General features: G+C 71.1%; 26 protein-coding genes. 12 read left to right on the plus strand and 14 right to left on the minus strand.

All coding sequences use genetic code 11. The features are described 5' to 3' along the window. Window positions 1–75: 75 nt before the first annotated feature. Window positions 76–621, plus strand: coding sequence for a DUF4760 domain-containing protein (locus ACYF6T_RS33440; protein WP_461701220.1), 546 nt, complete (start codon window positions 76–78; stop codon window positions 619–621). Window positions 622–692: 71 nt separating this feature from the next. Here the strand turns inward: ACYF6T_RS33440 and ACYF6T_RS33445 are convergent, their stop codons facing one another. From ACYF6T_RS33445 to ACYF6T_RS33455, 3 genes are all read right to left on the minus strand, one after another. Further along, complete coding sequence (locus ACYF6T_RS33445; RefSeq protein WP_461701221.1) at window positions 693–1,550, minus strand: NmrA family NAD(P)-binding protein; 858 nt, start codon at window positions 1,548–1,550, stop codon at window positions 693–695. A gap of 55 nt (window positions 1,551–1,605) precedes the next feature. Continuing rightward, entirely contained in the window at window positions 1,606–2,145 is a 540-nt protein-coding gene (locus tag ACYF6T_RS33450) for a TetR/AcrR family transcriptional regulator (protein WP_461701222.1), read from the minus strand. Window positions 2,146–2,516: 371 nt separating this feature from the next. Next, window positions 2,517–2,786, minus strand: coding sequence for a hypothetical protein (locus ACYF6T_RS33455; RefSeq protein WP_461701224.1), 270 nt, complete (start codon window positions 2,784–2,786; stop codon window positions 2,517–2,519). 93 nt (window positions 2,787–2,879) lie between these two features. On the opposite strand from ACYF6T_RS33455, the gene ACYF6T_RS33460 reads away from it, so the two are divergent. Next, entirely contained in the window at window positions 2,880–3,938 is a 1,059-nt protein-coding gene (locus tag ACYF6T_RS33460; protein ID WP_461701225.1) for a YihY/virulence factor BrkB family protein, read from the plus strand. Window positions 3,939–4,017: 79 nt separating this feature from the next. Here the strand turns inward: ACYF6T_RS33460 and ACYF6T_RS33465 are convergent, their stop codons facing one another. Next, window positions 4,018–4,950, minus strand: coding sequence for an alpha/beta hydrolase family protein (locus tag ACYF6T_RS33465; RefSeq protein WP_461701226.1), 933 nt, complete (start codon window positions 4,948–4,950; stop codon window positions 4,018–4,020). Between the two features lie 138 nt (window positions 4,951–5,088). Between ACYF6T_RS33465 and ACYF6T_RS33470 the strand changes: the two genes are divergently transcribed. Next, window positions 5,089–5,709 carry a TetR/AcrR family transcriptional regulator gene (locus ACYF6T_RS33470; RefSeq protein WP_461701227.1) on the plus strand — a complete coding sequence of 207 codons (621 nt, stop codon included), beginning with the start codon at window positions 5,089–5,091 and terminating at the stop codon, window positions 5,707–5,709. Window positions 5,710–5,836: 127 nt separating this feature from the next. Here the strand turns inward: ACYF6T_RS33470 and ACYF6T_RS33475 are convergent, their stop codons facing one another. Continuing rightward, complete coding sequence (locus tag ACYF6T_RS33475; RefSeq protein ID WP_461701228.1) at window positions 5,837–6,718, minus strand: SDR family oxidoreductase; 882 nt, start codon at window positions 6,716–6,718, stop codon at window positions 5,837–5,839. An 87-nt stretch (window positions 6,719–6,805) separates the two neighbouring features. Between ACYF6T_RS33475 and ACYF6T_RS33480 the strand changes: the two genes are divergently transcribed. From ACYF6T_RS33480 to ACYF6T_RS33500, 5 genes are all read left to right on the plus strand, one after another. Further along, complete coding sequence (locus ACYF6T_RS33480; protein WP_461701229.1) at window positions 6,806–7,384, plus strand: TetR/AcrR family transcriptional regulator; 579 nt, start codon at window positions 6,806–6,808, stop codon at window positions 7,382–7,384. Between the two features lie 147 nt (window positions 7,385–7,531). Then, on the plus strand, window positions 7,532–8,335 hold the full coding sequence (locus ACYF6T_RS33485) for an alpha/beta fold hydrolase (RefSeq protein ID WP_461701230.1): 804 nt from the start codon (window positions 7,532–7,534) through the stop codon (window positions 8,333–8,335). Next, complete coding sequence (locus ACYF6T_RS33490; protein WP_461701275.1) at window positions 8,335–9,621, plus strand: PP2C family protein-serine/threonine phosphatase; 1,287 nt, start codon at window positions 8,335–8,337, stop codon at window positions 9,619–9,621. The genes ACYF6T_RS33485 and ACYF6T_RS33490 overlap by 1 nt, the downstream gene beginning before the upstream one ends. Continuing rightward, window positions 9,621–9,941, plus strand: coding sequence for an STAS domain-containing protein (locus ACYF6T_RS33495; RefSeq protein ID WP_461701231.1), 321 nt, complete (start codon window positions 9,621–9,623; stop codon window positions 9,939–9,941). Before ACYF6T_RS33490 ends, ACYF6T_RS33495 begins: the two co-directional genes overlap by 1 nt. A 55-nt stretch (window positions 9,942–9,996) precedes the next feature. Continuing rightward, window positions 9,997–10,590: a P-loop NTPase family protein gene (locus tag ACYF6T_RS33500; protein WP_461701233.1), complete on the plus strand. Its 594-nt coding sequence runs from the start codon at window positions 9,997–9,999 to the stop codon at window positions 10,588–10,590. Here the strand turns inward: ACYF6T_RS33500 and ACYF6T_RS33505 are convergent. Next, window positions 10,555–11,499, minus strand: a complete 945-nt coding sequence (locus ACYF6T_RS33505; RefSeq protein ID WP_461701276.1) for a L,D-transpeptidase — start codon at window positions 11,497–11,499, stop codon at window positions 10,555–10,557. The genes ACYF6T_RS33500 and ACYF6T_RS33505 overlap by 36 nt on opposite strands. Window positions 11,500–11,993: 494 nt before the next feature. On the opposite strand from ACYF6T_RS33505, the gene ACYF6T_RS33510 reads away from it, so the two are divergent. Beyond that, window positions 11,994–14,018: a hypothetical protein gene (locus ACYF6T_RS33510; RefSeq protein WP_461701234.1), complete on the plus strand. Its 2,025-nt coding sequence runs from the start codon at window positions 11,994–11,996 to the stop codon at window positions 14,016–14,018. A gap of 80 nt (window positions 14,019–14,098) precedes the next feature. Here ACYF6T_RS33510 and ACYF6T_RS33515 read toward each other — a convergent pair whose 3' ends face one another. Beyond that, window positions 14,099–14,908: an alpha/beta fold hydrolase gene (locus tag ACYF6T_RS33515; RefSeq protein ID WP_461701235.1), complete on the minus strand. Its 810-nt coding sequence runs from the start codon at window positions 14,906–14,908 to the stop codon at window positions 14,099–14,101. A gap of 348 nt (window positions 14,909–15,256) precedes the next feature. Between ACYF6T_RS33515 and ACYF6T_RS33520 the strand changes: the two genes are divergently transcribed. Then, window positions 15,257–15,997: a GntR family transcriptional regulator gene (locus ACYF6T_RS33520; protein ID WP_461701237.1), complete on the plus strand. Its 741-nt coding sequence runs from the start codon at window positions 15,257–15,259 to the stop codon at window positions 15,995–15,997. 18 nt (window positions 15,998–16,015) lie between these two features. Here ACYF6T_RS33520 and ACYF6T_RS33525 read toward each other — a convergent pair whose 3' ends face one another. From ACYF6T_RS33525 to ACYF6T_RS33550, 6 genes are read right to left on the minus strand one after another with little or no spacing between them, the layout of a single operon-like run. After that, complete coding sequence (locus ACYF6T_RS33525) at window positions 16,016–16,828, minus strand: SDR family NAD(P)-dependent oxidoreductase (protein WP_461701238.1); 813 nt, start codon at window positions 16,826–16,828, stop codon at window positions 16,016–16,018. After that, window positions 16,825–17,376: a carboxymuconolactone decarboxylase family protein gene (locus ACYF6T_RS33530; protein WP_461701239.1), complete on the minus strand. Its 552-nt coding sequence runs from the start codon at window positions 17,374–17,376 to the stop codon at window positions 16,825–16,827. The genes ACYF6T_RS33525 and ACYF6T_RS33530 overlap by 4 nt, the downstream gene beginning before the upstream one ends. Before the next feature lie 34 nt (window positions 17,377–17,410). Beyond that, window positions 17,411–18,823: a carboxylesterase/lipase family protein gene (locus tag ACYF6T_RS33535; RefSeq protein ID WP_461701240.1), complete on the minus strand. Its 1,413-nt coding sequence runs from the start codon at window positions 18,821–18,823 to the stop codon at window positions 17,411–17,413. Beyond that, window positions 18,820–20,043, minus strand: coding sequence for an amidohydrolase family protein (locus ACYF6T_RS33540; protein ID WP_461701241.1), 1,224 nt, complete (start codon window positions 20,041–20,043; stop codon window positions 18,820–18,822). The genes ACYF6T_RS33535 and ACYF6T_RS33540 overlap by 4 nt, the downstream gene beginning before the upstream one ends. Further along, complete coding sequence (locus tag ACYF6T_RS33545) at window positions 20,040–20,873, minus strand: fumarylacetoacetate hydrolase family protein (RefSeq protein WP_461701242.1); 834 nt, start codon at window positions 20,871–20,873, stop codon at window positions 20,040–20,042. Before ACYF6T_RS33545 ends, ACYF6T_RS33540 begins: the two co-directional genes overlap by 4 nt. Window positions 20,874–20,877: 4 nt before the next feature. Then, a complete protein-coding gene (locus ACYF6T_RS33550) occupies window positions 20,878–21,768 on the minus strand; it encodes a fumarylacetoacetate hydrolase family protein (protein ID WP_461701243.1) in 891 nt (296 codons plus the stop codon). A gap of 124 nt (window positions 21,769–21,892) precedes the next feature. Between ACYF6T_RS33550 and ACYF6T_RS33555 the strand changes: the two genes are divergently transcribed. Both ACYF6T_RS33555 and ACYF6T_RS33560 read left to right on the plus strand, forming a co-directional pair. Beyond that, window positions 21,893–22,654: an SDR family NAD(P)-dependent oxidoreductase gene (locus ACYF6T_RS33555; RefSeq protein WP_461701244.1), complete on the plus strand. Its 762-nt coding sequence runs from the start codon at window positions 21,893–21,895 to the stop codon at window positions 22,652–22,654. Window positions 22,655–22,703: 49 nt separating this feature from the next. Next, on the plus strand, window positions 22,704–23,483 hold the full coding sequence (locus tag ACYF6T_RS33560) for an SDR family NAD(P)-dependent oxidoreductase (protein WP_461701245.1): 780 nt from the start codon (window positions 22,704–22,706) through the stop codon (window positions 23,481–23,483). A gap of 68 nt (window positions 23,484–23,551) precedes the next feature. Here the strand turns inward: ACYF6T_RS33560 and ACYF6T_RS33565 are convergent, their stop codons facing one another. After that, window positions 23,552–23,956 carry a VOC family protein gene (locus ACYF6T_RS33565; RefSeq protein ID WP_461701246.1) on the minus strand — a complete coding sequence of 135 codons (405 nt, stop codon included), beginning with the start codon at window positions 23,954–23,956 and terminating at the stop codon, window positions 23,552–23,554. Window positions 23,957–23,958: the final 2 nt, after the last annotated feature.

Genomic DNA, 23,958 nt, shown 5'->3' on the forward strand with positions numbered 1-23,958 from the left:
CCGGGCTCGGAGGGTTGCACGGCCCGGCCTGGTACGCCCTATGCGCCACGAGAGATGCCTCCGTACGGTGACCGGGTGGACAGTTCCGTGATCTTCAATGTCGTCACCACCGGCATCGCCGTCGTCGCCGTGGTGACCTCCATCGTCTTCAGCGCACGACAGGCCCGCATCGCGCAGCACGCCAACCACATATCGGTCATGGTCGATCTGCTCCAGGAGTTCCGTTCGGCGGACTTCCACGAGCAGCACGACTACCTCTGCACGCGCTTGGCCGCGGAGCACGATCCGACGGGCGGAGTACGGGGGTTGCCCGCCGAGGCCAAGTCGGCCTTCTACAGCGTCGTGTACTACTACCAGTCCTTCGCCAACCTCGCCGTGTTCGGGCTGCTCGACGAAACCCTCATGGTCACGGTTCTGCGGACCCGGATCGTCTCGGTCTGGCAGGCTGTGCAGCCGTTCGTGGAACGGGAGCGGGAGTTGCGCAGCGAGGCGGGCGGAAGCTCCTACATGTCGATCTTCGAGGAGCTGGCGCGGCTGGCGGCGCAACTGCCGCCGGAGCACGTCTTCGACAGGATGACCCGCACCCGACGACGCCCACCACGCTCCGGGGTGCTCCACTGAAGCAACCTGTCACGGTCGGGGTGCCGGGAGCACGCGGTCGCCGCCATCACGACGAGCCCCTGACAGGATGTTCAGGCGGCGTTCGCGGCCGCGAGTTGGTCGTCGACGCTGCGGGGTTCCCGGCCCAACAGCTCGGCGAGCAACGGATCGACACCCGCGAACCGGCCCTCGCGGGCGGCTTGGAAGGTGGTGAGCATCATCCGTGCCATCGCCTCCGGCGTGCCGGCAGCGACCTTGTCCGCGATCCATGCCTCGTCGTCCATCGTCACGCGCGTGACCTTGCGGCCGGATGACTTCGACGCCATGGCAGCGAGGTCGTCGAACGTCACGGCCTGGCTTGCGGTCAGCGTGACCGGGCCGTCGAAAGAGCGGTCGCCCGCCAGGATCACCGCTGCCGCTTCGGCGGCATCGGCGCGGTCGGTCCAGGAGACCGGCCCGTCGGCCGGGGCGGTGATGGCGCCGGTCTGCTGCCAGGGGCCCAGCAGCCAGGCGAGGCTGTGGGCGTAGAAGCCGTTGCGCAGCGCGGTCCAGGCGATGCCCGAGTCGGCCAGGAGCTGTTCGGTGGCGGCGTGGTCGCGGGCCGGGTGGAAGGGGCTGTCAGCGCCGGCGCCCTGATGGCTGGTGTAGAGGACGCGCCCGGCTCCGGCCGCGACGGCGGCCTCGACGCCGACACGGTGCAGGGCGACCGCATCGGCGTGCGGATCGTTGGAGGAGACGAGCAGGACCTGCTCGGCGCCCTCGAAGGAGTGCTGCAGCGCGGCCGGGTCTTCGTAGGAGCCCTGGCGGACTCGCACGCCCCGGTCGGCGAAGTGCCGTGCCTTCGCGACATCGCGCACGCTGACACCGATCTGCTCGGCCGGCACGCGCTTGAGAAGATGCTCGACGGTCGCGCCGTTGAGAGCACCGGTCGCTCCGGTGACGACGATCATGAGGGTGTTCCCTTCGTTTCCGCGGTGCGTGGGGCGCACGCGGGCTGGTTGTGGGTCACCGGCCGCGCAGGAGCGGCAGGAGGATGTCGTCGACGAGGTGCTCGACGAACGGTTCATCGCACGGCTCACCCGCGATCACGATGCGGTGGACGATCACGGCCGGAGCGACCTCCGCGAAGAGCTCGGCAGCCTGGGGCGTCAGTTGTTCTCCCCGTCGGATCGCCTTGCGCAGCGGCTCATCGGTCATCGCGGCTTCGTCCCGTCGCAGAATGCGCCGCATCTCCTCCGCGAGCCGCGCGTCGCTGCGCATACCGGCGAACAGCGCCCCAAGCAGGCCGATCTCCTGCTCGGCGATCTGTCGGCCCAGCCAGGTGACGAGCCCGAGGAGATCTCCTCGGAGATCATCTGCGGCAGGCTCGGGCGGCTCCGCGTGCGAGCGGTGCTGGACTGCGGCCGCGACCAGCGCCGCCTTATCGCGATAGCGACGGTAGATCGTCGTCTTCGCCGCCCCGGAACGACTCGCGACCGACTCCATGGACAGCTGCTCGTAACCCACCTCGGTCAGCAGCGCCAGCGTCGCATCAAGGATGGCCACGTTACGGCGGGTGTCCCGCGGCCGCCCCATGACGGGCGGACGAGCCATGCCAGCCCCTGGTGAGTCGCTCGCTGCGCTGGTCACACCCCGACCTACTTTCGATACGCTACGGTTGCGTATCGAAAGTATCCCGGATTCCGGTGGTCGGCAACTCGGATGGCCGACAGAGCCGGCTTCCAAAGCGCGAGTCGAGGGCGGCCGCAGAGTCAGTGGCCATGCAGGCCCTGGCTCTGGCTCACCCGAGTGGCCCGCGCTCGCCGCGACGCACGCGCCGCGCGAGGAGTGAGGGCGCGAGCGATCCAGCCGGTTGGCGGCCCTCGTACGGCGAACCCCGCGAAGGCCGCCTTCCTGCGTGCTCGCGCAGCGCCGCTTCACCGCTCGCAGAGCATGGTCAGGGCCTCCCGCAGGCCACGGGGACGCAGCAGGCCAGGACGCTGGAGGCGCCGCCCCCAGCCCGGGCCCGCGAGCAGCACGCGGCTGTGCGTACGCGCGCCGCGGATGCCCCAGCGCGTCGACGCGACACGATGCGCCAGCACCGGGCTCGCCCTCACGCCGGACTGGGCCCGCAGGACCACCGCGCTCGGGCCCACCCGCTGCACCGCGGCCGTCAACGCCTCCGCCGGCACGGCGCCGCCTAGCATGACCGCCGCGACACCCTTAAAGGGAAGGGCCTGAAATGTTGGTAATGCCGGAAATGTAAGTGTCGGCTAAGCGTCCCGGGTCACCCGTACGCAATGGTTCGGACTTTGAGGCGACATGGCAGACACGGCGGGCACGCGGCGGTCGACCAGGAGGTCGAGACCGCGCGGGGGGCGAGTGCCGGGCCGGACGAACAGGTTGAGCGGCAGGCGCCGGACACTCCGACGGATCTGCCCAGGCGCTCCTGGGGAGCAGTGCTGAAGGGCACCTTGAAGGAGTTCAAGAAGGACGAGCTGACCGACCGGGCGGCCGCCCTGACCTACTACGGGATCCTGGCGCTGTTCCCGGCGCTGCTGGCACTGATCTCACTGCTGGGGATCGCCGGACAGTCGGCGACGCAGCAGGTCCTGGACAACATCCAGAAACTCGCCCCGGGGGCCGCGCGGGACGTCCTCACCAACGCGGTCAAGCAGATGCAGGGCAACGCCGGGCTCGGTTCGGTCATGGCCATCGTGGGTCTGGTGCTCGCGGTGTGGTCGGCGTCCGGCTATGTCGCGGCGTTCATCCGCAGCGCCAACGCCGTGTACGACGTCCCGGAGGGCCGCCCCGTGTGGAAGGTATTGCCCGTCCGGGTCGGCGTCACCGTGGTGCTGATGGTCCTCGCCGTCATAAGCGCGGTCATCGTGGTGTTCACCGGCGGCCTGGCCCGCCAGGTCGGCACCGCGCTCGGTGTCGGGGACACGTTCTTGACGGTGTGGTCGATCGCCAAGTGGCCGGTCCTGATCCTCCTGGTCACCGTCATGATCGCGATCCTGTACTGGGCGACGCCGAACGTGAAGGTGCGCGGCTTTCGCTGGATCACTCCGGGCAGCTTCCTCGCGCTGCTGATCTGGATGATCGCCTCGGCCGGGTTCGCCCTGTACGTGGCCAACTTCGCCTCGTACAACAAGACCTACGGCACGTTCGCCGGAGTGATCATCTTCCTGGTGTGGCTGTGGATCACGAACCTGGCGATGCTTCTCGGCCTGGAATTCGACGCGGAGATGCACCGCCAGCGCATCGTCGCCGGCGGCCACCCGCCCGACGAAGAGCCCTACGTGCAGCCCAGGGACACCCGCAAGTGGGACGAGGAGGATCACCGCCGCCTCGGCTGACCCGGCGGCCGGCCGCCCACCGGGGACGGCACGGTCCCGGCCCGGGAGCCGAGGTGGTGGGCCGGCGCGTGCGTACCGGTCACTTCGACCGCACCGCCCCCAGCGGCTCGTCGGCGGTGGCCAGGGCGTCGCGGGCGGCGGCCCACGCGTCGTCGTCGAGGCCGAGCGCGGTGCGCAGGTAGGCGAGTGTGGCCTGCTGCACCAGGGCGACCCGTGCCGGGTTCTCGTCGGTGGTACGCGTGTCGTGCCGGCCCTGGATGCCGCCGAGTCCGTGTTCCGCGCCGAAGAGGGTCAAGAGGTCGGTGGCGCCCGGGCTCAGGTGGTAGCCGTCGGTGAACCAGTCCGGGCCGCGGACCGTCAGCGGGGACTGGTCGCGGTCCCCGGCGACGACGAGGCTCGGCGTCTTCATCACCGTGAAGTCGGGGCTCATGAACGGGAAGTACTCGGCGGCGAGCGGGCTCAGATCCGCGCCTCCGGTTCCGGGCAGGCACATCAGCACCGCGGCCTTCACACGCGGGTCCGCCATGCTCTCGCCGGGCGTGCCGTCGGCGTCGAGGACCCGGGCTCCCGCGAGGGTGCTCGCCGTCTGCGCGCCCCAGGAGTGCCCGGCGACCGCGACGCGCTCGCGGTCGACGCGCCCCACCAGCCCGGGCACGGCGGCCTCCACGGCGTCGAGCCGGTCGAGGACGCGCGTGAGGTCGTCGGTCCGTATGCGCCAGATGCGCGGGGTGCGCGGGTCGTCGGGGGCGAGGCCGAGGGAGTCGAGGTGGGTGGGCTGGACGACGACGAAGCCGTGTGAGGCCCAGAAGGCGGCCAGCGGCGCATAGTCGTCCATGGTCAGGGTCATGCCATGGGAAAGGACGACGACCGGCAGATCGCGGCCGGTCGTCGGCGCGGAGACCCGTACCTGCAGGTCCTGGCCGCGGCCGGGAGCCGCCAGCGTGATCGGCGCGACCGAGACGACCGGCGCGGTCGGGGTCTCGCCGGGGGCGGCGGATGCCATGTCACTCATGAAAGGGAGTCCTTGCTTGCTGAGGGCAGCCGTGATGACCGCGGCAGGCGGTGATCTGGCAGGATGAGATGCGGAGCGCTGCTCCGTTTCGAATATACGGAGCAGCGCTCCGCTTAGCAAGGTGGGAGGTGCCGCCCGATGCCATCGGCGGACAAGCGGCAGGTTGGCGCAGGCCGGCGCAAGCGGTCCGACGCGCACCGCAACGCACAGACCGTCCTCGACGCCGCCGCGGCCGTCTTCGCACGCTCGGGGGTCGACGCTCCGGTACGGGACATCGCCGCCGAGGCGGGCGTCGGCATGGGCACCGTCTACCGGCACTTCCCCACCCGGCCCGACCTGGTGGTCGCGGTCTTCCGCCACCAGCTCGACGCGCTCGCCGCGGCCCCCGCCTCCGGCTCCGACGGCACATCCGAGACGCCCTACGACGCACTCCGGTCCTGGGTGGCCCGGTTCACCGACTTCCTGGTGACCAAGCACGGCCTGGCCGGCGCACTGCACTCGGACCAGGCCGGGTTCGAGAGCCTGCACGCCGAGTTCGTCGACCGCCTCGTACCCGTGCTCGACCGGCTGCTGCGGGCATCCGCCGAGGCCGGCCAGACCCGCACGGACGTCCGGCCCCTGGACCTGATGATCGCCATCGGCAACCTGTGCATCGGAGCCGAAACCTTCCCCGACTACCGCGCCCGCCACATGGTCGACGTACTCCTCGCGGGGCTCGTGCGCCGCGCCCCGGAGTCGATCGCGGGTGATGAGCCGTAACCGCGGCTCTCAGCGATCGACCGCAGCGGGGGTCATGGCGCCAGCGCGGGTGCTGCCGCCTCGCCCCCCTCTCCCGCCTGCCGGTGCGTGCAGCCGGCGGCGGGCGTCTCGGATCTTCCCGCGCCGGTCAGGGCTGGATGTTCTCCAGGTCCTCCAGAAGGCTGGGCTGCTTGGGCTCCCAGCCGAGCGCCTGCCGGGTGTGGGTGCTGGATGCGGGCTGGTCGAGGGCGAAGATCGGGCCCAGGGGGCCGTACGTCTCCGTCGGCACCGACTTGACGGGCAGCCCCAGCCGTCGACCGATGACGGCAGCGATGTCACGCACCTCGTCCCCCTCGTCGGCCACGGCGTGCCAGGACGAACCGGCTTCCGCCTTCTCCAGGGCCAGCCGGAAGAGCACCGCCGCGTCGAGGGCGTGCACCGCCGGCCAGCGCTGGGTGCCCTCGCCCGGGAAGCCGGACACGCCGGTCCCCCGTGCGATGTTGGTCAGCTGGCCGGCGAACCCGCCCTTTCCCTGGTTGTGCACGGTGCGCGGCAGGCGTACAGTCGCGCTCCGCACCCCGCGCGAAGCCAGCCCCAGGACCGCCATGATCGCGCGACCGCGACCCCCGACCGGCCCGTCGGTCGGCACGGGGTCCGTCTCGACGGAGACGCGGCCCGGCACGGCGGGCGTGCCCGAGACGGCCACGAGGGGGCGGTCGCTGCCGACGAGTGCCTCACCCATGGCCGCGAGGGCGGCACCCTCCTCCGCGATCCCCTTGGCGAGGGCGTCGGGGCTGCTGAAGTCGTTGCTGAACGCCAGGTGGATCACCCCGTCGGTCCGGGCGACGCCGGCGCGCAGCCTGTCGAGGTCGGCGAGGCCGCCCCGGAGTGGCTCGGCGCCGGCCGCCTCGGCGGCCCGCGCGGAGGCTTCGGAACGGGCGAGGGCGAGCACGGTGTGGCCGTTGCCGAGGAGGTCGGCGACGACGGCGGACCCGATCAGGCCGGTACCGCCGGTGACGAAGACGCGCATGGGGGACCCCTTCAGAGTGATGGGACTCTTGTCCCGTCACTCTACCTCAGTGATGGGACAAGAGTCCCATCACTTATGATGGTGACCATGGCCAGATGGGAACCCGGCGCACGTGAACGCCTCGTCGTAGCGGCTGTCGACCTGTTCACCGAGCAGGGCTACGACGCCACGACGGTCGCGCAGATCGCCGAGCGCGCCGGAGTCACCAAGAGCACCTTCTTCCGGCACTTCCCCGACAAACGCGAGCTGCTGGTGGCCGGGCAGGAGACGCTGAGCCGACTGCTGGCGGAGGGGATCGCCGACGCTCCCGCCGACGCCACCCCGCTTGAGGCGGTCGCCGCGGGACTGGTGCGCGCCGCGGGCATGATGGTCCCCGAAAGCCGTGAGTTCGCCCCTCGTCTGAAGGCGGCCATCGCCGCGAGCACCGAGCTGCAAGAGCGTGACGCCCTCAAGAGCGTGAGCCTCGCCGCCGCGATGACGACCGCGCTGGCCGACCGCGGCATACCCGATCCGATAGCGGCTCTCGCGGGCGAACTGGGCGTGCTCGCCTTCAAGCGCGGATACGCGGAATGGGCCGAGGGCGACCGGGACGGCAAGGACGACTTCGCCGAGTACACCCTGGCCGCCCTGGACGAGTTGCGTAAGGCGAGCGCGTCGCTGGGCTGACCGGCTCAGGTCTCGGTGGGTCATCCCAGTCGATCGAGCCAGAGCGGGGTGTCGACGCCGGCCTCGAAGAAGAAGCGCAGACGGTGCAACGCGCGGCGGAGTGGCGGTGAGTCGAGGATGCGAGAGGCGGGCTGAGAGACTGAGGGTATGGATGTAGTCCGCAGGAACAACGTCGCCGTGACCGGGAACCCGCACGGGCCCGTCGTGGTGCTGGCACACGGCTTCGGCTGTGACCAGAACATGTGGCGGCTGACGGTTCCCGCCCTGGCCGCCGAGTACCGGGTGGTCCTGTTCGACTACGTCGGCTCGGGCCGCTCGGAGCTGTCCGCGTTCTCCGAAGAGCGGTACTCGTCGCTGGAAGGGTACGCACGCGACGCGGTGGAGGTGTGCGAGGCGCTGGATCTGCGCGAGGCGGTGTTCGTGGGACATTCCGTCAGTGCGATGATCGGCGTGCTGGCCGCCGACATGGCCCCGCAGCGGATCGGGGGTCTGGTGATGGTGGCCCCTTCTCCCCGGTACATCGACGACGTCGGCTATCGGGGCGGGTTCGCCGCCGAGGACATAGAGGAGCTGCTGACGTCCCTCGAGTCCAACTACCTCGGCTGGTCAGCGGCGATGGCGCCGGTGATCATGGGCAATGCGGACCGGCCGGAACTGGGCGAGGAACTCAGGAACAGCTTCTGCGCCACCGACCCGGACATGGCCCGCGTCTTCGCCCGGACCACGTTCCTGTCGGATTCCCGGGACGCCCTGAAGAGCGTGCGGGTGCCCACCTTGGTGCTGGAGTGCACCGAGGACGTCATCGCACCCCGCGAGGTCGGCGCCCACGTGCACGCCGCGATCGCCGGCTCCACCCTGGTCACCCTGGACGCCACCGGGCACTGCCCGCACCTGTCCGCGCCGGAGGCGACCAACGCGGCGATCACGGCCTTCCTCGCAGGCCTGCGATGATGTGCGCCGCCGGCGAGCAACCCGACCCACAGGACGACGACCGGAACGGGGCCGACACCGCCTCGTTCGCGGCACTGCTGGAGGACAGCGCCGAGGAACTGTACGACCATGCCCCCTGCGGCTACCTGTCGACGCTGATGGACGGCACGATCGCCAAGATCAACGCGACGCTGCTGGACTGGTTGGGCCTGACCCGGGAGAGCGTGGTGGGCCGGATGCGGTTCACCGACCTGCTGACCGTGGGCGGCAAGCTGTACCACGAAACGCACTTCGCGCCGCTGCTGCGGATGCAGGGCGAGATCAGCGGCATCGCCATGGAGATCAAGCAGGCCGGCGGCGGCCGGCTGGCGGTCCTGGTCTCCTCGGTGGTCAAGCACGGCAGCACCGGCGAGCCCCTGCTGATCCGCACCACCGTCTTCGACGCGCGGGACCGGCGCGCCTACGAGGAGGAACTCCTACGCGGCCGCAGAGAGGCCGAGGAAGCCCGCCGGCAGGCGGAAGCGGACCGCGCCCGGCTACAGGAGGCCCTCGTCGTCCTCCAGCAGTCGCTGCTGCCCGATTCCCTGCCGCCGATCCCCGGCATGGAGGCAGCCGCCTACTATCACACCGCCTCCCCCGAGCGCCTGGGCGGCGACTTCTACGACGTCTTCCCCCTCGGCGGCCGGCGCTTCGGGTTCTTCATCGGCGACGTCTGCGGCAAGGGCCCCCAGGCGGCCACCCTCACCTCACTGACCCGCTACACCCTCCGCGCCGCCGCCATGCACGATGCCGACCCGGTTGCGGCTCTGACCACGCTGAACGAGGTACTCCACGAGCGCTACGCCGCCGGCGGAGACCCTCGCTACTGCACCGCCGTCTTCGGCACGCTCGAACCCGACCCCGTGAGCGGCCGGATCACCGTCCACCTCGCGTCGGGCGGCCACCCGCCGGCTCTGGTCCTGCGAAGCCAGGGCACGGCCGCCTTCCTGCCCACTCCCGGCGGCCTCCTCGTGGGCGTCGTTCCCGCCGCGGGCTTCACCACCGCCTGCACCGACCTCGGACCCGGCGACACCCTCCTGCTCTACACCGACGGCCTCACCGAAGCCCGCACCAGCGAGGCCCGCACCAGCCTGTACGGGGACGAGGCCCTCCTGGCCTTCGCCGCACGTCACGCCGGCGAACCGCCCCGCACCGTCATCAAGGCCCTCACCGACCTGCTGCACAGCTTCGGCGACGGCCTCGACGACGACACCGCCCTGCTCGCCCTGGGCATCCCCACCACCATCCCGCACACGAAAGACAGCTGATGAGCCCGCTGAAGATCAGCCACCGAGACACCGCGACCGGTCCCGTCCTGGAAATCTCCGGCGAACTCGACTACACCCACGTCACCGACCTGCGTGAGCGGCTCACCACGCTCGCCCTGCAGCCGGGCCAGCGCCTCGTCCTGGATCTGGCCGGGGTGACCTTCTGCGACTCCAGCGGCATCACGGCACTGATCGCCGCCCACAGCCGCGCCCGGACCGCCCAGGCGGACATCGCCCTGACCGCCGTACCCACCCACACGATGCACGTGCTGCGCATGGTCGGCCTCGACCAGATCCTGACCATCAGCGCGCAGACCTGACCGACCGCGGCACAGAGCACCGGCGCGGGCCCGGTGGCCGTGTACCGTGACGCCGGTGACGACGGCATCCGCATCACAGCTCGTGGTGCTGCGCGGCAACAGCGCCTCGGGCAAGAGCTCGGTCGCCGCCGGCGTGCGCGAACGCTTCGGACGCGGCATCGCCCTGGTCGGCCAGGACAATCTGCGCCGCGTGGTGCTGCGCGAGCGCGACATCCCCGGCGGCGTGAACATCGGTCTGATCGACCTCACCGTGCGGCACGCTCTGGACCACGGCTTCCACACGGTGCTGGAAGGCATCCTGTACGTCGCGCACTACGGCGACATGCTCGCCGGACTGCTCGCCGACTACCCGGAGCGCACCCACTGCTTCTACCTCGACGTCCCCTTCGAAGAGACGTTGAAGCGGCACGCGACCAAGCCGATCGCCCTCGATGTCGGCGAGGCACAGCTCCGAGAGTGGTACCGGCCGCTGGACCTGCTTCCCGGCGGCGTCGAGACGGTGATTCCCGCGACCACTTCGCTGGACGACACCGTCGAGCAGGTCATGCGCGCCTCCGGCCTGACGCCGCTCGCCCCTGCCGCGGGAGACCGGCACGACCCCGCGGAAGGCCGTCTACGCCTTCAGGGTCGCGGTCGTCTGCTCTCCTGACGCGCTGCCCGCCAGCCACTGCGGCCAGTCCAGGTTGAAGTCGGCGTAGCCGTTGTCGGCCGACGCCTTGGCGCGCGGCGAGCCGGTGATGGTGACGGGGTCGCCCTGTTTGACCTGGCCGTAGAACCACTTGGCGTCCGCCATGGACAGGTGGACGCAGCCGTGCGAGCCACGGGCGCTGCCGCTGCCCGGATAGGGGTCGCCGGTGGAGTAGTGCACGTACGTGCCGGACTGGGTCAGGTGGACGTCCCAGGGAAGCGTCAGGTCGTAGTAGTTGGCACTGGACTTGTCGCAGCTGATGCCGACGCTGCAGGAGGTCATGTGGACCTTCTCCTGCTTGTCGATCACGGCCATCGTGCCGTTCCACGTCGGGTACTCGGCGCTGCCCGCGTTGATCGACAGGGTACGCAGGGTCGTGCCGTTGCGCGTCACCTTCATGGTGTGGCCGGTGACCGAGACGTCCGCGCGCACGTCGTCGCCGATGGTGAAGGTGTGCGTGTAACCGTGCACGCCGTAGCGGCCGTTGCCGTTGCTCACCCCTGTCAGATCGGCGTCGACGCGCACCTTGGTGCCGGAGGGCCAGTACGTCTTGGGCCGCCAGTCGGCGCGCTTGTCGCCCATCCAGTGCCAGGCGCCGGCCACCGGCTGCGAGGCGCTGACCTTCATGTGCTTCTCCACCGTGGCCCGCGCCTTCGCCGCCACCGGGTCGGTGAAGATCACCGAGATCGGCATGGCCACACCGACCGTCGTCCCCGTCTGCGGCGTGATCGTCTCCAGCAGCATCGGTGGGCCGGCGGGCTTCGTCGGCGTGGGCGAGGCGCTCGCGGTCGGCGACCCCTTGGCCTTCGCGTCGTCGCCGCCCGCCCGGTCACTGCCGCCCGCGCCGCAGGCGCTCACGCCCGCCAGCATCACCGCCGTGCCCAGTGCGATCCCTATGCCTGCCGTGCGCCGTCCCACGCTCTGCCTCGCTCTCCTGCACCCCGGTCTCCCACGAGCCCGGCTTCCTGACAGACAGCGACAACACGGGTCCCAGTTGCGTACGGCACGTAAAGCGTGACCCAAAACTCGTCGAGACCCGGCGCAGCCGGAGGACGTGGTCCGCTCTGAAGAGGCGGCATGCAGTGATCGCCCGACAGGCGTGAGGCCGGCGCCCTCTCCTCGCTTCACTCGTTCCAAGACGGCCCCTACTGTCGTCAGTTGGCGGCCAATTTCCCTGTCACACCCCTTGTGACGCAAGAAGTGTCGACAGTACTGTCCCTGTCGGACCTCGCGCGAGGAGAACGGTCCTGCATGCGTGCCTCATCGCGCCGGCGCGCGCTCACCCGTCGTCACTCACCGCCCCGACCGGCCCGTGGTGCCGGTCGGCCATGCCCGAAACGCACTGGAAGACAAGGGAGTTCACAGTGGTACGTACACAGAGCAGGGACAGCGACCGGCAGGGCGGCGCGTCCCTGATGGACCGGGACGTCACCTACCGGGCCCGCAATCGCGCACTGCTGGTGGCAGTCGCCGGTCTCGCGGTGACCCCGGCGCTGGCCACCCCGGCCGTGGCCCAGTCCGCGCGGAAGGGCGCGCAGAGCGGCAGGACCCTCGTCGTAGAGTCCGGGCAGACCCTGGAGCTCACCGAGACGACCACCGTCAGCGAGCTCACCATCGCCGACGGCGGTGTCATCGCCGCCCCCGACGGCTACAGCCTCACCCTCACCGTCAACGGCGTGGAGACCGGCGGCAAGCTCACCCCGCTCACCGACGGCTCCGGCGGGGCGGCCACCGCCATCGCCGCGGGGACCTACCGGGGCAGGGTCGTCCTGACCGTCGCCGCGGCCAACGAAGTCGCCTTCAGCGACCTGACGTTCCCCTTCCGTCAGGCCATCTACGTCGACGCCGACGGCGTCGACGAGAGCAGGTCCGTGCCGTCCGACGTCCGCGGCGGCACGATCACCGACACCGGCGCCAGCGACATCACCCTGCTCTCCAACGGCGAGTCCTTCAACGGCGTGTACGTCACCGGCGGCGCCAGCTACACCCTGACCAGGCCGAGGATCGCCTTCGACGGCAACGGCCGCTGCGACTTCATCGGCTACGGCGCCTCGGTCGTCGGCACCGGCAAGGGCACCACCCTCGTCCTCGACGGTGCCGTCATCAAGAACGAGGGCGTGGTGCGCACCGCGGTCATCGCCGACGCCACGGCCAACGTCATCGTCAAGAACTCCACGATCCACTGCGCCGACGGCGACCACGTGCCCGCCGAATACCCGGCCACCGGAACCGGCGACACCCGGTACATGATCACCGTGCCGTGGATGCTTGGCATCTCGGGCAACGTCCGCGCCACCAACCTGCTGGGCGCGAGCACCCGGGCGTCGTACATCAACTCCTCCATCTCCTCGGAGAAGTGGGGCGCCCTCTCGGTCGACGGCGGCAGCAACTGCACGCTCACCGCGATCAACAGCCACATCGCCAACACCAAGGGCCAGGGCTACGGTTCCTACGCCATCGGCAACGTCACGGAACACTTCCTCGGGTGCACCTACGACGTCGGCGACTACGCCCTGATCCACTGGGGTGCCTCGGCACACTACGGCGACAGCACCCGCGAGGCCGTCGCCGCCCTCAACGACTCCCTCGAACTCGGCCTCACCAAGGCCGAGTTGCGCAGCCTCCCGGTGAAGTCGACGACGATCGACGCCGGCCGGTTCATGGTGCTGTGGTACGCCGCCGGGTCCGTCACCATCGACGGCGGCACGCAGGTCAACACCGGCGAGACCACGTTCATGTGCAAGGCGGTCGCCGCTTCGCTCACCGTCGACGGCTCCCAGGGCGCCCGCCTGAACCCGGGCAACGGTGTCATCTTCCAGCTGATGGACACCGACCGGCCCAGCAGCGTCTCGGTGTCGGGCAAGCCGTGGAAGACCGAGATGATCGGCACCTACACCGAGCCCACCGGCTCCCCCGCCAAGTCGTCGAGCTGGGTCACCACCTCCGCCCAGACCACCGACGCCAAGGCCTCCTTCACCGACATCGACCTGCGCGGCGACTTCTACAACTCCGTCCGAGGCGGCGGGAACGCCGGTCTCCAGGGCCAGAACCTGGTCCTGGACTTCACCCGGTCGACCGTCCAGGGCGTCATCTCGGCCACCACCGCCAAGCACCGCGTCTCGACCATCACCGTCAACGAGTACCGGGAGATCAGCGAGGTCACCAACACCCCGAGCGCGGTCGTCAACAACGGCGTCGTGGTGAATTTGGGCAGTGCCTCCACGTGGACGGTAACCGCGACCTCGTATCTGAGCACCCTGACCCTGGCCGCCGACGCCGCCGTGAAGGCCCCCCGGGGCAAGAAGGTGACCCTGACGGTCGACGGCACGGCCACCGAGATCAAGCCGGGCACCACCTACACCGGTGCGCTCACGCTGACCGTGGCGTGATCCGCATCTGACACGGCCCCCCGGCAGCCACCACTGCCCGGGGGCCGCCTCACGTCCACCGTCCGCGCGACCGGCGGGCGCTACGTCCGGTGGGCTCCGTGACGCCGGAGGAAGGCGGTCAGCAGCCGGCTCCACACGGCGGGCTGCTCCCAGTGCGGGTTGTGGCCTGCCTCGGCCACGACGGGAGTCCGCACGTCCCGCAGGTGCCGCGCGTGCAGGCGCATCACCGACGGCGGGCTGTAGAGGTCGGCGTCGCCGGCGACGAGTTGGACCGGCAGGGTCAGCGTCTCCAGGGCGGCCCAGGTGATCGTGTGCGCCAGGGACTGGGGGAAGGCGTCCGCACTTCTCGCCCGCGCGTCGATCGCCGGCCAGGCGGCCGTGCCGTCCTGGTCGCCGGCCCGGTAGGAGGGGCCGAGTTCCTTGACGGCCACCGGCAGATCGCCGAACGGGGCGGGCTGGAGCGCGGCGGTGAGCTTCAGGTACTCGGTGTCCTGCACGCCCATGACGCTGCCGGAGACGGTGAGGCTGAGCAGGCGCTGCTCGTGCGCGAGGGCGTAGTCGAGCGCGACGGGACCGCCGGCCGCCGAGCCGGACAGGTGGAAGCCGCCGAGACCGAGGTGATCGGCGAGCGTGTCGAGGTCGCCGGAGACGGTGTCGGCCTGCGGCGCGGAGCCCGCCACGGAGCGGTAGGCGCCGCGCGGGGAGTAGCCGATGACGCGGTAGCCCGCCGCGGCGAGGACAGGCTGCTGGTACGGCCGGCTCTCGCCGCTGCCCGATCCGGGGTGCAGCAGCACCAGCGGTTCACCCGCGCCTCCGGTGTCCCGGCACCACAGGCTGCCGCCCCCGGCGACGGGGATCAGGAACTCCGTGACCGGCACCTGCTCGGGCACGGGCACCGGCTCCCAGACTGCGTCCGCACGGGACGCCGCCCGGCGGTGCCCGCCGCGGCCGCGGTGGCCCACGCGGCCAGGGCGGCGCCGCCGACGACGGCTCGTCTGCTGGGTGTGTGCGGCGTCCGGTCGCCTTCTTGCACGCTCCTCCATGGACACGAGGGGACAACTGGGCGGGGAGATGCGGTAGAAGTGGGGCCTACACTTGGGCGTCCCCGTGAAGTCTGACGACACCCCCGCTTTCTGTCGACAGATCCGGCGCGATTGCGGCAGATGGCGACGCAATTATGCGGTAGTGTCGACAGAGATTGTCGCCATCGAGTTCCGGACCACAGGGGGACGCGACACATGTCGGATCAGGACACACATCTCGTGCTGGAGCGCCTGCTGCGGCTGCGGGACCGGCGGGAGCCGTTGGTCGCGCAGATCGCCGAATGGGTCGGCGCGGGCATCATCGAAGGGCGGCTGGAGCCGGGGCAGGACCTCAACAGCGTCGAGCTGTCCCGCCGGTTCGACACCAGCCGCACCCCGGTGCGCGAGGCGCTGATGCTCCTGGAACAGGAGGGGCTGGTGGAGATGAAGGCCCGGCGACGCCCCCGCGTCGCCGCACCCTCACTCGCGGACATCCGTGACATCTACCAGGTACGGCGGCAACTGCTGTCCATGCTCGCCGGGCTGCTGGTCGAGCGGGCCGACGACACCGAACTTGCCGAACTGCGCGGTCGGGTCGAGACAATGCGGGAGCTCGCCGACGCCGGCGACGTGGACGCCTACTTCTGGAGCCATGTGCTGCTCCAGGAGCGGATGACCGAGATCGTCGGCAACACCACCCTCAAGCAGATCCTGGACTCCCTCGCCCTGCGCACCCTCATGCTGCGCCATCTCAGCCTGACCCGCCCCGGCCGTCTCGCCTACAGCGTGGACGACCAGGAGCGGCTCATCCAGGCCTGTGAGGAGCGCGACGGGGAACTCGCCTCCGCGCTGATCGCCGGAGCGACCGTACGGGCACTGCGTGCGGTGGAGGAACAGATCGAGCAGGACACCGCCGGCAGTCGCAAACCCGCACGCAAACGCCGCGCCTCCGCCTGAACAGCCTTCTCCACGGCGCTACTTGGCCAGGACTCCGCCGTCCACGGGGAAGTTCCCTCCCGTCACCCACGCGGCCTCGTCCGACACCAGGTACACCGCGCACCACGCAATGTCCTCCGGCCTGCCGACCCGGCCCAGCGGGATGCGGGCCAGCAGCGCCTCGCGTGTCGCGCCCTCGTGGGCGCCGGCCGTCTCGGTGGCCGGCGTGCGCACCATGCCGGGCGAGATGGTGTTGGCCCGTATTCCGACCGGGCCGCCTTCCACCGCGAGCTGCCGGGTCAGTCCCAGCACGGCGGCCTTGCCCGCGCAGTGCGCGACCATGCCGAAGGTGCCGCTGCCCCGGAAGGCGTTGACGGAGGCGAAATTGACGATCGAGCCGCCACCGGACGCCTCCAGGTGCGGCCAGGCGGCCTGCACCGGCAGGAAGACGACGTCGACCTCGCCCCGCATGGTCGGTGTCCACTGGGTGTCGTGGTCCATCTCGGCGGCCGTGGCCATGTGCGGGGCGATGGCCCCCGCGGTGACCAGCGCGTCGATCCGGCCGTGCCGTGCGTACGCCTCGTCGGCGAACCGCCGGGCGTCGCCGGGGTCGGTCATGTCCAGCGGCGCGATCATCTCCAGGGCCAGCCCGCGGTCGGCGGCGAGCTTGCGGGTGCGTTCGGCGGCGGCGGGATCGATGTCGCAGCCGACCACCGTCGCGCCCTGCTCGGCGAACAGCAGAGCGCAGCCCTGTCCGATGCCGGCGCCGGCGCCGGTGACGAGGGCGACCTTGCCGGAGAGCCGGCCGGTACCGTGCGTGTCGGGAGCCTCAAGGCGGGTCTCGGCTGTCACGTTGTCCTCCTGAGAGCGGTGTGTCGGGTGCCGGGCACCGGCAGCTCCACGTCCAGGGCGACCAGGAAGCGGGAGACCATGCTGTACGCGGCCACCGTGGCGGTCAGTTCGACCAGTTCGGGTGTCGTGAAGTGGGCGCGGACCGCGTCGAAGACCTCGCCGGGGACGTGCACGTCCCGGGTCATGGCATCGGTGTAGGCCAGGACCCGGCACTGCCGCTCGTCCAGGCAGGCGCGAGCTCCGGCATCCTCGGCGCGCAGTGCGGCCAGCTGCGCCTCGCTGAGGCCGGCGGCGCGGGCGTCGGCCTCGTGGGCGGTCCATTCGTAGTCGGCCCGGTTGAGCACGGCGATCCTGAGGATCACCAGTTCGCGGATGTCGGCGGGCAGGGAGATGCGCTGCCGGATGGCACCCAGCAGGCTGTTCCAGCCGTCCGCGAGCTGCGGACTGTGCAACAGCATCCGGTCCAGGGGACGCAGGTCGCCCCCGCGCCTGGCGCGGATGCGGCCCGCGACGTCCCCGCTGCCGTCAGTACCCGGGAGTCGTGCCACGGGCGTTTCCTTTCCGAGAGTTGGCGAGGCGCCGTCACGGGTTCGCGGGGCACCGCAGGGTCTGCGGGCGCACCGAGTCGCCGAAGACGAGGGCGGGGCTCTCCCCGGGGCCGGTGAACTGCGGCCACGGCGGCAGCGGGCCGCCGGCGGGGTCCCCCGTCGCGACGAAGCGCGCCCAGGTGTCGGCCATGACGGTCGCCAGGCTGTGGTCGGTGTCCCGCCAGGGCCAGTCGGGGCGTTGCGCCAAGTTGTCCAGCACGTAGGGGAGTTCGGCCGTGTGGTAGACGCCGAGATCGGGCAGACCGGGTGGCAGCGGGGGCCTACGGGTGAAGCGGTACATCCAGGTGGGCGCGCCGGAGGTGGTGCGGTGGGTGCGTGCCCAGTGCCATACGGGGCGCACGAACCGGGCGTTGCCGACGGCCCGGGCGTCCTCGCCGGGGCGGGCGTAGACGCTCCCCTCGTCCGCATTGGTGCCGACCAGCAGCGGGACGGCGTGCTGGCGGCCGGCGGCGAAGACGTCGTCGGTCGGCTCGGTCAGAACCCGGCCGTCGACGACCGGCCCGAAGTGGCCGCGCACGATCAGCTCGACGCCCGAGACGTAGCGCAGCGCTCCGATGTCGCGGCCGCCGAATCCGTCCGCGTACGCCACACCCTGTTGTCGGGCGTCTTCCTGGCTGGGCAGCGGCCCCTCCGCCCGACCCACACCGGACGCACTCTGCCCGAGGGCCGCGCGGAAGAGCGGTCGGCTCGCCTCGGCGGCCATGAGGTGGCAGATGTGGACGGCTCCGGCGGAGTTGCCCGCGAGGGTGACCCGGTCGGGATCGCCGCCGAAGGCCGCGATGTTCTCACGTACCCAGGTCAGGGCGGCGACAAGGTCGAGCAGTCCGTAGTTGCCCGATGCGCCCAGCTCGTCCTCGGCGGCCAGCTCCGGGTGGGCGAGGAAGCCGAGGGCGCCGAGCCGGTGGTTGAGGGTGACCACGACCAGGCCGCGGCCGGCCAGGGCGCGGCCGTCGTGGATGTCCTGGTGCCCGTATCCGTAGCGGTTGCCGCCGCCGTGGATCCAGACCATGACCGGCAGCCCGGTGCCCGGCGCGGGGTCGGGGGTCCACACGTTGAGGTAGAGGCAGTCCTCGCTCATGACCAGGGAGCGCCGGTCGGCGAAGTTGGTGCGGTACATGACGGAGTCGGCCGGCGGCTGCGGCTGTAGGGGCGCGGGTCCGAAATCGTACGCGCGCCGCTCGCCGTCCCAGGACGCGGCGGGCCGGGGGGGCCGCCAACGCAGGTCGCCGACCGGGGGTGCGGCGAAGGGGATGCCGCGGAAGACGGCGACACTCCCGTCCCACTCCCCCAGCAGCCGTCCGGCGGCGGTACGTGCCCGCGGGGCGTCCGCGCCGCCGCCGCGCACCCGCATCCGGGAGCCGTTGACGCCCTTCGGGGAGGCGCTCACGCCGGCGCCTTGTACAGCCGGCCGTCCTTCATGACGGCCACCAGCCGGTCGCGGTCCTGCAGGATGCGGATGTCGTCCAGCGGATCGCCGTCGACGAGCACCAGGTCCGCGAGGAAGCCCTCCCGGACCAGGCCGAGTTCGTCGCCCATGCCCATCACCTGGCCTCCGTACTGCGTGGCGGCGCGCAGCGCCTCGGCCGGGGTGAAGCCGAACCAGTCGACGAACAGCTCCAGGTCGCGGGCATTGCGGCCGACCGGGTTCCAGGCGAAGCCGTAGTCGCCGCCCGGCACGACACGGATTCCGCGCCGGACCAGTTCGGGCACGACCTGCCGGACCGACTTCTCGGTGGCCTCGACCTCCATGCCGGGCTCGGGCTCGCTGTCGGCCTCGTGCAGGTTGGCGTAAATGATGCCGGGCGTCGGCGCGACGAACAGCCGGTCGCGGGCCTGCTCCAGCAGGTCGAGGGCTTCCTCGTCTGCGAAGGTGCAGTGGTAGACGGCACGTATGCCGTGCCGCACCGCCATCTTGATGGACTCGGCGGCGTGCGCGTGGGCGGTCAGCGAGACACCGCGCGCACGGGCCACGGCAGCGGCGGCGGCCACCTCCTCCTCGGTGAACTGCACGATCCTCGAAGTGCCCTGGACCACCGCGCTCTCCCCCGACAGCGACAGCTTGACGATGTCGACGCCCAGGTTCGCCATCTCCCCGACGAACCGGGCGACCGACTCCGGGTCGGAGGCGCGGCCGTCGACGCCCGGGAAGTCGTAGACACCCGGCTCGACCATGCCCGCGGTGCCCTCCCAGGAGGCGGCCTTGAGGCGCGGGCCCGGCATCCAGCCCTCGGCGAACGCCTTGCGAGCGGCGATCTCGGTGCGAGGCAGCCGGTTGCCCCCCGAGTAGGCGCTGGTGAAGCCGTGGTCCAGCAGGACCCGACCCGCGTGCGCCACCAGCAGGGCTTTCTCCTCGTCGGGCTCGTCCCGGCGCCGCGAGCGGTGCTCGACGGTGGAACCGAAGCCGAGGTGCGTGTGCGAGTCGACCAGGCCGGGGATGAGGGTGCAGCCGCCGCCGTCGACGACCCGGGCGCCGGCCCACCGAGCGGCCGGGATCCGCGGGGTGACGGCGGTGATGCGGTGGCCCTCGACGAGGACCTCGGCGGCGAAGGGATCACTGCCGGTGCCGTCGAAGACCCGGACGCCGGTGAAGACGGTGGTGTCGCTCATGGTGCGCTCCTGAAGGTGTGCCGCATCTCGCCCAGCCCCTCGATCCTGCTGACCAGGGTGTCACTGGGGCCTATGAAGCGTTGTGGGGTGCGCCGGTTGCCCACGCCCGCGGGGGTGCCCGTGAAGATCAGGTCGCCGGGACGCAGCGGGCAGATCGCGCTGAGGTGGGCGATGAGCCTGGGCACCGGGAAGATCATGTTCGAGGTGCGGTCGTGCTGGACGACCTCCCCGTTGAGCTCACAGATCAGCTCCAGGTCGTCGCGGTCGGCCGGCTCGTCGACGCTGACGAGGGCGGGGCCCAGCGGTCCGAAGCCGGGGAAGGACTTGCCCAGCGAGAACTGGGCCGGACGGCCGGCGAGTTGAACGATCCGCTCGGACAGGTCCTGTCCCACGGTCAGCGCGGCGACCGGCTCCCAGCCGCTTGCCTCCGGGACCCGGTAGGCGTCGCGGCCTATGACCGCGACCATCTCCAGTTCCCAGTCGACGTGGCCCTCGGGCAGGTCGATGGTGGTGTACGGCCCGGTGAGGCAGCTGGGGAACTTGGTGAAGACCAGCGGTTCGGCCGGTTCCTCGTAGCCCGCCTCGGCGGTGTGGGGGCGGTAGTTGAGAGCGACGGCGAAGACCTGGCGCGGCTCGGGGACGGGGGCGCGCAGGTCGGACTCCCGGTACGGCACGGCCGTCGCCGGGTCCACGTCGGCGGACCAGCGCAGCAGCGCGTCCCACTGGGCGAAGAGCGCGGCCGGGTCGGCGTCGAAGCCCGCGGTGGCCACGCCCACGGCGCCGCCGCCGGTCAGCAGGGCCAGCCGGCCCGCGAGGTTGACGATGCGCATGCCCTCACGCCCTCCCCCAGAGAGGGGACTCCCACCCGGCGGGCGGCTCGGGAGTGCCGTAGGCGTCCTGCCAGGAGACCACCCGGTTGCGCAGCACACCCAGCCCCTCGATCTCGGCCTCGACGACGTCACCGGGTTTGAGGTAGTGGGCGAACGGGTCCTCGGTGCTCGCCGCGACGCCGGCGATCGTGCCAGTGGTGATGATGTCACCGGCGCTGTAGACCTGCGGGGAGTGGTAGGCGACCAGCTGCGGGATCGACACCGACATGCGGGAGGTGTTCGATTTCTGCCGGATGTCGCCGTTGACCCGCAGCTCCATGTCCAGGTCGTGCGGGTCGGCGATCTCGTCGGCGGTGACGATGTAGGGGCCGATGGGACAGAAGGTGTCGATGGCCTTGGAGAAGGAGAAGACGCCGGACTCCATCTCCCTGCGCTGGATGTCGCGCGCGGTGATGTCGTTGAAGACCAGGTAGCCGGCGATGTGCTCGGCCGCCTGCTCGGCGGCGAAGAACTTGCCCGGTTTGCCGATGATCACGGCGAGTTCGAGCTCGTAGTCCAGCTCCCGGGTCAGGTTGGCCGGGTAGACGATGTCGTCCTCGGGACCGATGATCGCGTCGACGTTCTGGAAGAACACGATGCCCTTGTTGACCGGGTGGGACCAGTCGACGCGCTCCAGGTCCGCGTGGTGCTCGCGGAAGTTGCCGGCCGTGTGGAAGAACTTCTTGGGCACGATCGGCGCGCGCAGCCGGACGTCCGCGAGCGCGAACGTGCGTCCGGTCTCGCCGACCTGCCCCTCGCGCTCGAAGAACGCCCGGGTCGACGGGACGTCGAGCTCGACCACCGTGTCCCCGTCCAGGCGGCCCACGAGCCCCTCGTCGAACGTCACCAGTTTCATCAAGACCTCCGGCATCAGACTCAACCCACGAACTGTCGACACTCAGCCTGCATCATTCCGATATTCACGTCAACGAGTCGCGAAGTGTGGACACCTCGTTCCAGCGTCGACTACGGTCCGGAGCATGAACACGACGTGGAACTTCTCCGGCACCCGCGCACTCGTCGCCGGCGCCGGAGGAATCGGAGCCGCCGTGACACAGGCGCTGGCCGACGCCGGGGCGCACGTGGTCGTCCTGGACCGCGACCCCGGGCACCTGACCCAGCTCTCCCGCCCCCGCGCCGCCGGGACATCCGGCGCCATCGACAGCATCACCGCCGACCTCACCTCGGCCGACGCCTGCCGCGACGCCGTCGCCGAATCCGCCCAACACCTCGGCGGGCTCGACGTGTTCGTGCACGCCGTCGGCACCAACGACCGCAGACCCGTCCTGGAGACACCCGACGAGCTCTGGGAACGGATCATCGCCGTCAACCTCAGCAGCGGCTTCTGGCTGGGCCGGGCGGTCGGCGCCCTCATGGTGCCGAGCGGCTACGGCCGCATCGTCTACCTCTCCTCCGTCTCCGGCCTGCTCGCCCACCGCGACCACGCGCCGTACGCCGCCACCAAGGGCGGCATCAATCAGCTCATGCGCGTGATGGCCCGCGAGTGGGCACAACACGGCGTCACCGTCAACGCGGTGGCCCCCGGCTACACCGAGACCGACCTCACCCGCGCCTACCTCGCCCGGCCCGGCGTGCGCGCTTCCCTGGAAGCGCTGGTCCCGGCCGGTCGCCTCGGTCGCCCGGACGACTTGCTCGGCCCCGCCCTCTTCCTCGCCTCCGCCGAGGCGGGGTTCGTCACCGGCCAGGTGCTCTACGCCGACGGCGGCCGCACCCTCGTATGACCCGCCCGTCCTGCTCATCTCGCGAAGCTCTCCTTCGAACGGAGTCGTCATGACCAACCCCCAGCGCTTCACCGGCAAGACCGTGCTCGTCACCGGCGCCGGCACCGGCTTCGGTGCCGCGATAGCGGTGCGCGCCGCCCAGGAGGGCGCCGACGTCGCGGTCCACTACCGCAGCTCGCGTGCGGGCGCCGAGGCGACGGCCGAGCGGATCACGGCGCTCGGCCGCAAGGCCCTCATCGTGCGGGCCGACATCGCCGAGCACGAGCAGATCAAGCGCGTGGCCGACGAGGTCTGGGGCCACTTCGGCCGACTCGACGTCGCGATCAACAACGTCGGCGACGTGGCCCGCGACCAGATGTCCTGGCGGGACGTCACGGAGGAGTCCATCGACCACGTGCTGGCGGTCGACGTCAAGGGCACCCTGCTGTGCACGCACGAGTTCGGCGCGCGGATGCTGGAGCAGGAGGGCGGCGGCTCCATCGTCAACATCGGCTCCACGGTGGTGGCCCGGGGCAGCGCGCGGGCCCCGCAGTACGCCGCCGCCAAGTACGGCATCATCGGCCTGACCAAGTCCTACGCACACGCCTTGGCCCCGGCCGTGCGCGTCAACGTCTTCGCCCCCGGGTTCATCGAGACGCCCGCGACGCTCGGGCGCGAGGACTGGAAGAGCGGGCGCGGCGACCAGCTGCGCAGGATGACCCCCATGGGCCGCATCCCGGGTCCGGAGGAACTCGCCGGGGCGGCACTGTTCCTGGCCACCGAGGACGCCCACCACATCACCGGCGGGTTCCTGATCGCCGACGGCGGCTACAACATGATCGGCGCCTGACTGCTGTGCGCCGTGAAAGCCCCGGCTCCGGTACGCGCGTACCGGAGCCGGGGCTTTCGCACGGGGCGTCAGCGGCGGTCGAGCAGTTCGATCAGGTTGCCGTAGGGGTCGGTCACGAAGGCCATGCGGGAGCCGGGGCGCGGGGACGGGCACGGCGGCATGCTGGACCCCGCCCCGGCCGCGACGAGCCGGCCGTACGCGGCGTCCACGTCGTCGACGCACAGGCACATGTGCCCGAAGCCGTGCCTGCCGGCCGCCTCCAGGGCGCTGTCCGCCGCCGGGCCCGGGCGGGCGGAGGGCCGGTGCAGCAGTTCCACGCGGTAGCCGCTGGGGTGCAGCAGCATCACCCCGCGCAGGTCGGTGCCTGGGACGGAGAACACCGGGGCCGCGGTGAGGTCGAGCGCCGCACGGTACCAGGCGGTGGCGGCCTCCAGGTCGGGCACCGAGATGCCCACGTGGTCGAAACGTGTCATCC

Source organism: Streptomyces sp. 7R007 (assembly GCF_054850255.1).